General features: G+C 56.0%; 5 protein-coding genes. All 5 read left to right on the top strand.

Going from position 1 to position 13,727, the window contains the following annotated elements:
- Positions 1-130: 130 nt before the first annotated feature.
- The 5 genes from QA645_RS32105 (at position 131) to QA645_RS32085 (ending at position 13,720) form a co-directional block, all read left to right on the top strand.
- The gene (locus QA645_RS32105; RefSeq protein ID WP_283045281.1) at positions 131-1,444 is read left to right on the top strand and encodes a nucleotide sugar dehydrogenase; all 1,314 of its coding nucleotides are present in this window, start codon (positions 131-133) and stop codon (positions 1,442-1,444) included.
- Positions 1,428-2,747, top strand: coding sequence for a glycosyltransferase family 4 protein (locus QA645_RS32100; protein ID WP_283045280.1), 1,320 nt, complete (start codon positions 1,428-1,430; stop codon positions 2,745-2,747). The genes QA645_RS32105 and QA645_RS32100 overlap by 17 nt, the downstream gene beginning before the upstream one ends.
- A 224-nt stretch (positions 2,748-2,971) precedes the next feature.
- The gene (locus QA645_RS32095) at positions 2,972-3,400 is read left to right on the top strand and encodes a serine acetyltransferase (protein WP_283045279.1); all 429 of its coding nucleotides are present in this window, start codon (positions 2,972-2,974) and stop codon (positions 3,398-3,400) included.
- A 262-nt stretch (positions 3,401-3,662) separates the two neighbouring features.
- Complete coding sequence (locus QA645_RS32090; protein WP_283045278.1) at positions 3,663-5,603, top strand: amino acid adenylation domain-containing protein; 1,941 nt, start codon at positions 3,663-3,665, stop codon at positions 5,601-5,603.
- A complete protein-coding gene (locus QA645_RS32085) occupies positions 5,600-13,720 on the top strand; it encodes a non-ribosomal peptide synthetase/type I polyketide synthase (protein WP_283045277.1) in 8,121 nt (2,706 codons plus the stop codon). The genes QA645_RS32090 and QA645_RS32085 overlap by 4 nt, the downstream gene beginning before the upstream one ends.
- Positions 13,721-13,727: the final 7 nt, after the last annotated feature.

The raw sequence follows: 13,727 nt of genomic DNA, 5'->3' as shown, positions 1-13,727 counted from the left end.
GCGCAATGACTTGGTCTGCCCATCATTTAAAAGGTTCAGTCATTAAACATGTTGCATTAATTGTGTGGCCTGACGTATTTTAAGCGATGTAATTGCAAAGTCGGTTCATTTATTTCAGTGATTTAAAAACATGAGAGTCAGCGTTTTCGGTTTGGGGTATGTAGGTGCTGTTACCTCCGGGTGTTTCAGCTCGTTCGGCCACTCGGTCGTCGGAGTAGATCCCGCAGAGGCCAAGGTATCCCTCATAAATCAGGGCAAGTCGCCTGTCATTGAGAAGGGACTGGGCGAGACGATTTCCGATGCTGTCGCTAACGGTCGGCTTAGAGCTACCCGCGAAGCTCGGGATGCAGTTCTCTCAACTGACTTATCGCTTATATGCGTCGGAACTCCGAGTAGGCGAAACGGTGACCTGGACACATCTGCACTCAAGCTCGTTTGTGCAGAGATTGGCGCAGCACTTAGTGAAAAGCCGTCGCGCCACTCGGTCATCGTTCGGTCTACCGTGCTGCCCGGGACTATCCGAAACGTCATCATCCCGGAGCTTGAGAAGGCGAGTGGGAAGAAAGCCGGTCTCGATTTCGGCGTAGGTTCGAACCCCGAATTTCTTCGCGAGGGAACCGCGCTTGAGGATTTTTTTTCGCCGCCCAAAACGGTGATCGGCGCCGAAGACGATCGAACCGCGAGCGAACTCGAGGGGCTGTACAGCGCGATTAAGGCGCCTCTCGTTCGAACGTCGATCGAAGTCGCGGAGATGATCAAATACTCCGACAACGTTTGGCATGCGGTGAAGGTCGCATTCGCCAACGAAATCGGCGTCATCTGCAAGGGCCTCTCCATTGACAGTCACGAGGTCATGGAAGTCTTCTGCAAAGACACCAAGCTCAATTTGTCCAGCTACTACCTCAAGCCCGGCTTCTCGTTTGGAGGATCGTGCTTGCCCAAGGACGTTCGGGCTCTGGTTCACAAGGCGCGCTCGCTGGATCTGGACCTTCCTCTATTGGCGTCTGTACTGCCGTCCAACGAGCGGCATACCAACCGTGGCCTTGAAATGATCACGCAGTTGGGAAAGCGGAGAGTAAGTATACTCGGCATGAGCTTTAAGGCCGGAACAGACGATCTTCGTGAGAGCCCGATACTTGAAATCGTCGAGCGTCTGATCGGGAAAGGTTACGACGTCCGGATATTTGATCGCAATATTAGCCTGTCCAAGCTCGTTGGGGCGAACAAGGATTATTTGCTGCGCATGATTCCTCACGTGTCGTCGTTGCTTGTGGAGTCTCTGGACGATGCTCTTTCGCACGCCGAGATCGTCGTCGTAGGAAACGGGGATTCCGAGTTTCGGACGATTGGTGATCGCGTACGATCGGATCAGTTCGTGGTCGACCTGGTACGCATCAGGGATCATTCTCGATTGAAGGAAAATTACAATGGTATTAGCTGGTAATCCATTGATACCCAAGCGAATCCTAATAATCGTCGAGAACCTTCCCGTGCCATTCGATCGGCGCGTATGGAATGAAGCCACAACGTTAGTCAGGGCTGGCTACGAGGTAAGCGTAATTTGTCCAGTGGGGCATGGCGCTACTGCTCGCCGCGAAACTATCGATGGCGTTCACATCTATCGACATCCAATCGTTGAAGCGCGTAGCGTCTCCTTCTATTTCGTGGAGTACGCGGTTGCGCTGTTCTGGGAGTTTTTCCTGGCTTGGCGCGTCCTTTTTGAGCGAGGATTCGACGCCATTCACGCATGTAACCCGCCCGATCTTATCTTCCTTATCGGCGGCTTCTTCAAACTATTGCTCGGGAAAAAGTTTGTTTTCGATCATCACGATATCAATCCTGAGCTGTTCGAAGCAAAGTTCGGCAAGCGAAACATACTCTATCGCGTCGTGGTCGCTCTTGAGCGCCTCACCTTCGCTGTTGCCGATATCTCCATAGCGACCAATCAATCTTACCGCGAGATCGCCATTGAGCGCGGTAAGATGGACTCTGGGCGTGTCTTTGTGGTGCGTTCCGGCCCCAATCTCGAGCGGCTCAAGATCGTCCCACCGGACCCGTCTGTGAAAAAGGGGCGGACATACTGCGTCGGCTACGTGGGTGTTCTGGGCGCGCAGGAAGGGATCAATTACCTTCTTGAATCCGTCCGGCACATTGTTCGGGATCTCGATCGCCACGACATTCAATTCTGTATCGCCGGCGGCGGCCCTGAGCTTGAGCGGCTCAGAACACTTGCAGTCGAGTTGGGAATTGCCGACTACGTCACGTTCGCGGGGCGCGTCACCGACGATGAGTTGCTTCGGATACTCAACACCGCTGACGTCTGCGTGAACTCGGACGAGTGTAACCCGATGAACGACAAGTCGACCATGAACAAGATCATGGAATACATGGCGCTCGCCAAGCCAATCGTTCAGTTCGACCTTACTGAGGGACGGTTCACGGCGCTTGACGCTTCGCTCTACGCAAAGCGCAACGATTCGATAGATTTTGCCGCCAAGATTCTTGATCTGCTGGGCGACCCCCATCGTCGGGAGCAACTCGGGATATTCGGTAGGGCCAGGGTCGTTGAGCAACTCGCCTGGCCTCATGAGGCCCCGAAGCTTCTCGGCGCGTATGAGGCCTTGTTTGAGGGAAACCGAGCCGCGCGAGTGCAGCCGAGGGGGCAGGTTACGAGAGCCGAGCGCGCCGATCTAGTGACAGGAAGCCTGGTACGGCGACTCCTGAGCCCGCTAGCATCCAGGAAGTGAGCCCCATGAAGAGCTCGTTCTTGACTAAGATCGAAGCTGACGCTTACCGAGTCAAAGGCGAGAGGCTATCGCTGGGATCAATATTGTTGCTTGCTTTCTCTAATCGCACTTTTCGTCCCGTGTGGACGCTTAGGCTCTGCCAATGGTGTACGGAGCGCTCTTCCTTCCTGAGATTGCTGGCCAGAGGACTACATCGGTACGCTTCAGCAAAGGCGGGGATCGATATGCCCTCGGTCGTCCGGGCTGGGCCTGGTCTTGTGATCGTGCACGGCTGGGGGCTCGTTGTGAACCGGGAAGCCATCATTGGCGCCAATGTAACGTTGTTCAATGGTGTCGTCATTGGCCGCAAAGATAGGATTATGAAGGACGGCCGGCATACCGAATACCCTGTGATCGGGGACGACGTTTGGATTGGGCCGCAGGCCATCGTACTTGGCGGTGTCAAGATTGGAAGTGGTGCTATTATTGGAGCGGGCAGCGTCGTCACCAAGGACGTTCCTCCACATAGCGTGGTCGCCGGAAATCCGGCCAGAATTCTCAAGACTGACGTGCTTCCCGATGTGATGAATAGAGCCCCGCTAGGCTACGACTCTGCAGGGGAAGATTATGTTGCGGTGCGGGATCGGGACGTAGCGTACATTCGACGACCCTGATTTTGCATGGAATAGTGAGCTCTCAAGCTAGAGCATTTTGCCGCGGAATTCCTCCCATTTTCGTCGCCTTAATGCGCGGCATTTGCAGAGGTGGAACGTTCTGTTGATTAACCAACGAAACTAGCAAGCCTTATTGATTCAGTAAATTGGCTGACGATAAACGATCGATTGTTTATACTACCATTTAGAGTTTCTGCAATTTCAGCGTGCCGTCCGACCCGTTATTTATTGTCCAGGGAGGCGCACGGAGGCGATATAAAAGATGGCACAGGCAGGTGTTAATTTGCTGGCCAACGGAATAGGGGCGCAGGCATTGCCGCCAGTTTCCGGCGAAACGTTGAGCCGGTTGTTTGAGCGACAAGCAGCGCAAACTCCTGACAGTGTGGCGCTCCAGCTAGGCCGCGACCGACTGACGTACCGAGAACTAGATGAGCGCTCAAACCAGCTTGCGCGGCATCTTCGCAAACTTGATCTGCAGGCCGATGACTTGGTGGCGCTCTGCTTCGAGCGCTCTTTTGACCTGATCATATCTATGCTTGCTGTCCTTAAAGCGGGCGCAGGATACATCCCAATCGACCCATCATACCCGGTCGAACGTATTGCGATGATCCTGGACGATGCTTGTCCATCCGTGATCTTAACATGGGAGAGTCTCGCCGAGAGGCTGGGGCAGAGATCAAGCAGCTCGATCATCTGTGTCGACCGCGACAGTCAATCGATTGCCTCGCTCGACCCGTCTGTGGTGAATGAAATCGCCTCATCTGAAAGTCTTGCCTATGTGATCTATACTTCGGGATCGACTGGCAGACCGAAGGGCGTGTTGGTGACTCACCAGAACGTTTGCCGACTTCTTTCCGCCACTGCGGATTGGTTCAAGTTCGATCCGACGGACGTTTGGACGCTATTTCATTCGGCTGCTTTCGATTTCTCGGTGTGGGAGATATGGGGATGCCTCCTGAGTGGCGGGCGCCTTGTCTGCGTACCTCAGTGGATCACCCGTTCACCGAGAGACTTCTATAAGCTGTTGGTAGAGGACGGAGTTACGGTACTCAACCAGACACCGGCGGCGTTTTATCAGTTGGTTCAGCTCGAAGAGGCTGGCGCCGTCGGGGCATTGAAGCTCCGCTACGTGATTTTCGGCGGCGAGGCGCTCAATTTCGCGAATCTCCGCCCCTGGTTTGAGCGCCATGGCGATCAGGCGCCTCAACTGATCAATATGTATGGCATTACAGAGACGACGGTTCACGTTACCTATAGGCCTGTTTCTGCAGACGATTCTAGAAATGAGGTGAGAAGCCTCATTGGCATTCCGATTCCCGATCTGCATCTCTACTTGCTCGACTCGGACTTGAAGCCTGTCGCTATCGGCGAAGTCGGTGAGATCTATGTTGGCGGCGCCGGTGTTGCGCGCGGTTATCTTAATCGACCCGAGCTTACCGCGGAGCGCTTTGTTCGGGATCCGTTTGCGAGCGAGCAGTCGATGCGGATGTACAAATCGGGTGATCTCGCGCGAGCCACCGAGCATGGAGATATCGAATATCTCGGGCGGGGCGACTTGCAGGTCAAGATTCGCGGCTACCGCATCGAACTCGGTGAGGTCGAGGCAACGCTCGCCGATCATGCTTCCGTCGCGCAAGCCGTGGTCCTTGCGCGCAGCGACGGGCCCGGCGAGCCAAAGCTGGTGGCCTACATTGTCGCTAAACCATCTGCTTCTCCGACAAGTTACGAGTTGCGCGAGTTTCTCAAGTCTCGGATACCCGAATACATGGTGCCATATGCCTATGAGCAAATCGGCACGCTACCGCTGACGATAAACGGAAAAGTCGATCGCGCCGCATTGCCTGCACCACGAGCGTTGGTCCGGGGCGAGCCGCCGCTTGCATCGACAATATTGGAGAGAGAAATCAAAGAAATCTGGTGCGAGGTTTTGGCAATCGACGCCCTTGGCCTTGACGATAACTTCTTCGATGTTGGCGGTGACTCTCTCCTGCTTGCCAATGTCCATGGGCGCGTGCAGGCGCGATTGAGCCGCGAAATTCCAATCACGGATTTGTTCGAGTTTACGACAATTCGTGGGCTCGCGCGCCACCTGGATGCGCGCGCCGCTATGAAGGCGTCACCAACGGACACAAGCGAGAGGGCGCAAAGACAACGCGCGGCATTTGGCCGGAGGAGATTACTTCGTGGGGGAGATGCTTCGTGACTGATGCGCAAGCCGATAGTGCGGTTACGGAAAGCATCGCGATCGTCGGCATGGCCGGACGCTTTCCGGGCGCGCGCAGCGTCGCTGAGTTCTGGCGCAATCAGCTTGCGGGGATTGAGTCGATCTCCCACTTCCGCGATGTCCCTCCGAACGAGGTCCAAAAAAGCGACGCAGCCGCGGGCGTTCGTCAGGTGTACGCTCGGTCGGTCATTGACGAGATCGAACATTTTGACGCGGAATTCTTTGGAATCTATCCGCGCGAAGCGGAGTTGATGGATCCACAACAGCGACTGTTCCTCGAATGCTGTTGGGAAGCCCTCGAGAACGGCGGCTATGTTCCGGATTCGTATCCCGGGATGATCGGTGTGTATGCCGGGTGCAGCCTCTCCTCGTATTTTCTCTCGCGTCTCTGTGCAACGCCCGGCTTCATCGAGAAATTTACCGCGGGCTACCAGGTGTCGAACTACGTCGAGATGATGGGAAATAGCCTCGACTTCCTATCAACGCGTGTCTCGTACAAGTTGAACCTCCGCGGACCTAGTTTCACCCTTCTGTCGGCGTGTTCTACGTCGCTGTTGTCGGTAACGCAGGCGTGCCAAGCATTGTTGACTTATCAGACCGATATGGCGTTGGCCGGTGGAGTGTCGATCACACTCCCACAGGAGCGGGGCTATCCGTATCAGGATGGGGGGATGGTCTCGCCCGACGGACACTGTCGGGCATTCGATGCGGCTGCGCAAGGAACGGTCTTCGGCAGCGGAGTCGGCGTCGTGTTGCTGAAGCGACTTGACGATGCGCTCCGCGATGGTGATCAAGTCCACTCCATCATTCGGGGTTTCGCCGTCAACAACGATGGTTCGGCGAAGGTAGGCTACACTGCGCCCAGCGTAGAGGGGCAGGCAGCTGTTATCGCAATGGCGCATCAGGCTGCTGGAGTCGACCCGGACACGATCGGCTACATCGAAGCGCACGGCACGGGCACCCCGATGGGAGACCCGATAGAACTCGCTGCGTTGACCAGAGCATTTCGCGCGTCGACTGAACGCCGGCAATTTTGCACGATCGGAACAGCGAAGACCAACGTTGGGCATCTAGATATCGCCGCAGGCATAACTGGACTGATCAATGCGTCACACATTGTCAAACACGGTGTATTTCCGCCGACGCTGCATTTCAAAAGGCCAAATCCTAAGTGCGACCTGGAGAGTAGTCCGTTCCGGGTTGAGACTGCTCGTTCGGAATGGAAGAATGATCAGGGACCCCGTCGTGCTGGGGTAAGCGCATTCGGCGTCGGAGGAACTAACGCGCATCTCGTGCTCGAACAAGCACCGGCGCGAGCTGAGGTGCCGGCGACAAAGTCCAGCCATCTGCTCGTACTGTCCGCACGTTCGTTGACAGCGCTTGAGCGAGCGACCGACAATCTGGCGGAACACCTTCGTTCGAATCCAGAGCTGAACATTGCTGACGTTGCCTGGACGCTCCAGGAAGGCAGGCGGGAGTTCGATCATCGCCGGATCGTCGTCGCCGGTAAGGTCGATGAAGCTGTGCAGATGCTATCGAAACGCGAGAAAGTGCAGACGCGGTCGAGGTCTGGCGAAGCCCCAGAGATCTATTTCATGTTTCCTGGGCAGGGATCACAACACGTTGATATGGCGCGTGAGATCTACGAGTCCGAGCCAGTCTTTCGAACCGCTGTCGATCGCTGCGCCGAGATACTTCACCCGCATCTTGGCGTCGACCTTCGGACGCTCCTCTACCCGCCGGCAGGAGCAGGAGAAGATGCAAGGCGCGCCGTAAGTGACACGATCATTGCGCAGCCGGCAATCTTTACGATTGAGTACGGCCTTGCCCAACTCTGGATGAGTTGGGGTATTCGCCCAAAGGCAATGGTCGGCCATAGCGTTGGAGAGTTCGTTGCAGCATGCCTAGCCGGTGTGATGTCCCTGGAGGATGCGCTGAACCTGGTTGCTTTGCGGGGACGAATGATGCAGCAGCTGCCCGCGGGGGGCATGCTCTCGGTTCGGCTTCCGGAGGCGAGTCTGCGTGAGATTCTGCGAGAGCCACTGTGTATCGCTGCAATCAACTCTCAATCGCTTTGTGTCGTGGCGGGTCCATTCGACGCACTCGCTAGATTCGAAAGCGAATTAGAAGATAAGAAGGTCGTCTGCAGGCGATTGGTGACGTCACACGCGTTTCATTCGTCGATGATGGAACCTCTCATTAATCCGTTGGCTGCGGCATTCGCGAAAATAAAAATCAGCTCGCCACAAATTCCGTACATCTCCGGTGTCACCGGTGACTGGATCACTGACGATGAAGCGACAGATCCGCTTTATTGGGCGCGGCATGCACGCGACCCCGTGCGGTTCGCGTCGGCAGTTGAGTTGATGCGAAGGAACCCTGACGCAATTCTTTTGGAGGTTGGTCCTGGCAATGTGCTGGCCACGCTCTCGCGTCAGAAGCCCGGCGGTTCAAATAATCAGGTAATCGTCTCGTCGCTCTCTGATGGATTTTCCGGCGAACGAGACAGCGAAGCGCTTCTAAGCGCCGTGGGGGCGGTGTGGCTTGGTGGGGGGCGACCGCATTGGAAGAGCATGTTGAATGGTGAGCATCGCCAGCGCGTTGCACTGCCGACTTATCCGTTTGAACGTAAGCGCTACTGGCTCGAGGTCGCTCCAGATGCGAGCGACAAGTCGATCCCGATAGCCGCTTTGTCTCCCACGACGTCGCCGTCATATATAGTGAATTCACAGTCCGGACAAGAAGCGGAAGTCGCGAACATGGCGCCCAACATTAAGTCTCAGTCGGTCTCGAATTCGCGAGAGAATCGTAGGGCAAAGATTCAGGCCGCACTCGCCGATGTATTGCACGAGTTGTCCGGGCTGGACGTTGGCTCCGCCGATGAGACGGCAACATTTCTGGAACTCGGTTTCGATTCCCTGTTTCTAACGCAAGTTGCGCAGGCCTTGCAGCAGAAGTTCGAGATCAAGATCACGTTCCGCCAACTACTCAACGACATATCAAGCCTTGCCGCGCTCACCGATTATGTTGAGGGCAAGCTGCCACAGGAGATGTACGCTGAGCCCCTACACGCACCATCCCACGCTCCCGCGGTCGCCCCTGAGGGTGCGATAGGGACGCCTTCCGCCCCCATCCGAGTCACGCAAGTTGTCTCGGCAGAGTTGCAGGAGCGAAGTCCCGTTGCGGAAAACACATTGGCGCAGCTTATGCGGGAGCAACTGCAGGCAATGAACGAGCTGTTCACCAAGCAGCTTGAGACCATGCAGGCCAAGGTTTCCGGACCATCCGTCTCGTCAGCAGGCACTTTGATAGCCCCAGCGCGACCAGCTCGGTCCGCGGAACCGGTGGTGGCGTCTCCCCAAGTCACTTCGCCTGTTTCCGTGAGCAAACCCCACGGTCCATATAAGCCGCCGCAGGTGGGAACATCGCTGGATTTGACCGATCAGCAACAAAGCCATCTGGCGCGGCTCATCGAACGCGTTACGCGGCGCACCGCGAAGTCCAAAGGACTTACCCAGCAATACCGAAACGTGCTGGCTGATCCAAGGGTCGTCTCGGGCTTTCGCGACCGGTGGAAGGAGATGGTCTATCCAATCGTGACCGACCGCTCAAAGGGGCCGCGGATCTGGGACATTGATGGCAACGAGTACATTGACCTTGTAAACGGCTTTGGCCCAATCATGCTTGGTCATCGCCCGGATTTCGTCGAGAAGGCAATCGAAGCGCAGCTTCATGCGGGATTTGAGACGGGGCCGCAAAGTGCGCTCGCCGGCGAGGTCGCAAAGATGTTTTGCGATATGACGGGCAATGAACGCATGGCGTTCTGCAACACGGGCTCCGAGGCAGTTCTTGCGGCATTGCGCGTGGCGCGTACGGTCACTGGTCGGAGCAAAGTCGTCATGTTTAATGGCGACTATCATGGCTTGTTTGACGAAGTTCTCGTTAAGGGCATCAGGGATAGAGCCGGCGAGCCCGTTGCCGTCCCCATCGCCCCCGGGATTCCACGACAAAACACATCGAGCATGGTCGTGCTGGACTATGGCACCGAAGAAGCTATTGATTGGATACGGAAAAATGCCGACGATCTGGCGGCGGTTCTTATTGAACCCGTTCAAAGCCGTCACCCAGCATTACAACCCACCAAGTTCCTGAAGGATATCCGGGAGATCACGGCAGCTTCCGGCACTGCAATGATCTTCGATGAGGTCGTTACTGGATTCCGGGTCCACCCGGGCGGTTGCCAGGCGTTGTTCGGAATCCGTGCGGACCTCGTGACCTACGGAAAAGTCATAGCGGGTGGCATGCCTGTGGGCGTGCTTGCTGGTACCCGTCGATTCATGGATGCTCTGGACGGCGGCGCGTGGCAGTTCGGAGATGAATCCTATCCTGAGGTTGGTGTCACGTTCTTTGCCGGCACGTTCGTTCGCCATCCGCTCGTCGTAGCCGCGATGCATGCAGTGTTGGTGCATCTCAGGGATCAAGGCGCCGTTCTCCAGGAGCGATTGAACGAGCGGACGGCTGACCTCGTCCAGCGACTCAACAAAGTGCTGAAGTTGGAGAGGGTGCCAACGCAGATTGAGAGCTTTGGCAGCTTCTTCTATTTCAGCTTCGCTGCCTCAGAGCGGCTTGCAAGCCTCTATTACTTCTATCTTCGCGACAAGGGTATTCATATTCGCGAAGGATTTCCTTGCTTCCTCACGACATCCCATAGCGACGCGGACCTGGATCTCATCGTGCGAGCGTTCAGAGATAGCGCCGTGGAGATGCGGCAGGCCGGCTTCTTCTCCGATGTGGCAGGATCACCGTTTTCCGTTGCAGTTCCAGCAAAATCGCCCAACGTCGGTCCGAAGGAGCAGGAGCCGATTCAACTGACCGAAGCGCAGCGCGAGATATTTCTTGCAACCGTTTTGGGAAGCGACGCATCCTGCGCGTTCAACGAATCGTTCAGCATTGGCCTGAGGGGTGAGTTGCAAATCGAAGCGTTGCGCGAAGCAGTGAACGAACTGATCGCTAGACACGAGGCTCTTCGAGCGACCGTCGAATCAGATGGTCGCTTGATGCATGTGAAGCCTAAGCTTGGACTTGAGATCCCAATTCGTGATCTAGCGAGTCTCGAGCCCTCGGAACGCGAAGCAGAGCACTCACGTATTCTTGCTGCGGATGCGCGCGTTCCGTTCGATCTCATCAATGGGCCGCTTATCCGGGCTGAAGTCGTCCGGTTTGAGCCCAGTTATCATCGATTGGCGATTACGTCGCACCATATCGTTTGCGATGGTTGGTCGACCAATGTGCTGGTCGACGAGTTGGCGACGCTCTATTCCGCGAAAATTGAAGACAGAATTCCGGACCTTCCTGAGCTCGTTGGGTTCGGCCAATATGCACGCGCGCAGCACGAACTAGAAAGCTCCGGCAAGAATCGTGATGTCGAGGCATATTGGGTGAGCCGATTTCGGGAGTTGCCTGAACAGCTCGCGCTGCCGATCGATCGTCCGCGATCTTCGGTGAAGACGCACGCGGGTGCGACGGCGCGGTATCAAATTGATATCGATACCTATCGCAAGATAAAGCAAATGGGGGCGAGGAGCAGCTGCACGCTATTTGCGACGCTGCTTGCGGGATTCTACGTGCTATTGCATCGGCTGAGCGGGCAGAGCGATATTGTTGTCGGTGTTCCGGCGGCCGGCCAGAACCTCGCCGATACCGGCAGTCTCGTCGGACACTGCGTCAATTTCCTGCCTTTGCGCGCCCAGCTTGATCCGGACTCCTCGTTCTCACAAGCATTGAGCCATACCAAGCAGCTATTGCTCGATGCGTATGATCATCAATCCTATACGTACGGAACGCTTATACGAAAGCTTGGCGTCCCCCGAGATCCGGCACGAATGCCGCTTATGGACGTCCAATTCAATCTCGAGCGCCTTGGAGCGGGCGCTAGGTTTGCGGGACTTGAGACGGTCGTCGAGCCAAATCCAAAAGCTTCGGTCATCCTGGATCTCTTTTTCAACGTGATCGAGTCGGATCGGGGTCTGGTAATCGATTGCGATTACAATTCCGACCTTTTCGACGAGGCAACAATCTCGCAGTGGATGGAGTACTATAAAGCGATCTTGCTTGACGCGTCCTCCGGGGCAGACAAGGCGATCGGCTATTTGGCGTTGATGAACGAGGAGCAGGTCTCATCAATTCTCGCCAAACTCAATCCGAATCCGATCGAGGTGGCGCCGACGCGTACTATCGTGGAGACGTTCGAGCGTCGAGCCACTTTGTCACCGGACAAGGTAGCTGTGCAGATCGGCGAAAAGCGCCTTACGTATCGCGAGCTTAACGTGCGGGCAAACCAGCTCGCGCGGTACCTGCGACGAATCGGGGTACAGCCTTCCTCGAGGGTGATGACGAGCTTTGAGCGTTCGATCGACATGGTCGTGGCGATGCTGGCGATCCTGAAGACTGGAGCCGCCTATGTGCCGCTCGATTCGTCGTATCCTCTTGAACGACTGAGCATGCTTGTTGAGGACGCCAAGCCTACTGTGTTGCTCACCCAACAATCGCTCGCGGCCGGGCTTCCAACGACTCCGGCAAGGATTATTTGCCTTGACAACGATGGTCCGGATATCGGTCGGGAGGACGTGGAAAATCTGCCCGCTTACTGCGCGCCCGATATTCCCGCATACGTGATCTACACCTCCGGCTCTACAGGCAAACCGAAGGGCGTGGTTATCAGCCATCACAACGTGGTGCGGCTGCTTGAGTCGACACGTAATTGGTTCAATTTTGGCGAGACCGATGTATGGACGCTATTTCATTCCTCGTCGTTCGACTTTTCGGTTTGGGAAATTTGGGGCTGCCTGCTGACTGGCGGACGTCTCGTGATCGTCCCGTATCTCGTCACTCGCTCTCCTCAGGACTTCTATAACCTCTTGGCGGAGGAGCAAGTCACGATTCTCAACCAGACTCCAGCCGCTTTCTATCAACTGATCCAGGTCGAAGAAGCTGGCTTCGTGAAGCCATTGTCTCTCCGATACGTGATCTTTGGCGGTGAGGCGCTGAATTTCGCCAGCCTACGACCTTGGGTAGAGCGACATGGAGATCAGAGTCCGCGGCTCGTCAACATGTACGGCATCACGGAGACGACGGTCCACGTTACCTACCGGCCCCTGAACAAGGACGATATTTTTTCGGAAGCTCGTAGCCTAATTGGAACACCGATCCCGGATCTTCGTCTCTACGTCCTGGATGCGAAACAGCGTCCCGTGCCTCCCGGCGTGATTGGCGAAATATACGTCGGAGGGGCGGGGGTCGCGAATGGCTATCTGAATCTTCCCGAACTGAGTGCGGAGCGTTTCGTCCCCGACCCCTTCAGCAAAACTCCGAATCGTCGGATGTATAAGTCGGGAGACCTTGCTAAAGTGCTTTCGACAGGCGACATCGAGTACATTGGTCGGGCCGACAACCAACTAAAGATACGCGGTTTCCGTATTGAAGCGGGTGAGATCGAAGCTGCTCTGGCTGAGCACCCCGCGGTACAGCAGGCCGTGGTCGTCGCGCGCAAGGATGACGGAGGAAGTCCCAAAATCATTGCGTACTACGTAGCCAAGGAAGGCGATCCAATCGCTCCGGCCGAGTTGAGGGAGCATCTTCAAAACAAGCTGCCGCCGCACATGATCCCGCACGCGTTGATGGCTATCGACTCCGTGCCTCTGACGATTAATGGCAAGGTGGATCAAAAGAGGCTGCCTACGCCAGAATCAGGTTCCGCATTTCAATCCCGCAACTATGTGGCGCCCACGTCTCCGCAAGAGTTGAGCTTAGCCGGGATCGTCCGCGAAATATTGAAGATTGAGAAGATTGGCATCACAGACAACTGGTTCGAACTCGGGGCGGACTCGCTTCATGTGTTCCAAATCACATCACGCGCGGTCAAGGCAGGCCTGCCAATTACGCCAAAGTTGGTACTTCAACAGCGCACGATCAGCCGCATTCTAGCCGAACTGAGCCAAAATCAGCCGGCGGCGCAAGCGCAGGTCATTACTCCGCTAGCACGGGACATGTACCGCGTGAAACGCGAAATAGTCAGAGGCAGGAAGGCTCACGACTGAGAGCGAG

The organism is Bradyrhizobium sp. CIAT3101 (assembly GCF_029714945.1).
GTDB lineage: Bacteria > Pseudomonadota > Alphaproteobacteria > Rhizobiales > Xanthobacteraceae > Bradyrhizobium.
The sequence above is the reverse complement of the archived record's forward strand: the minus strand, read 5'-3'. Positions and strand labels throughout refer to the sequence as shown.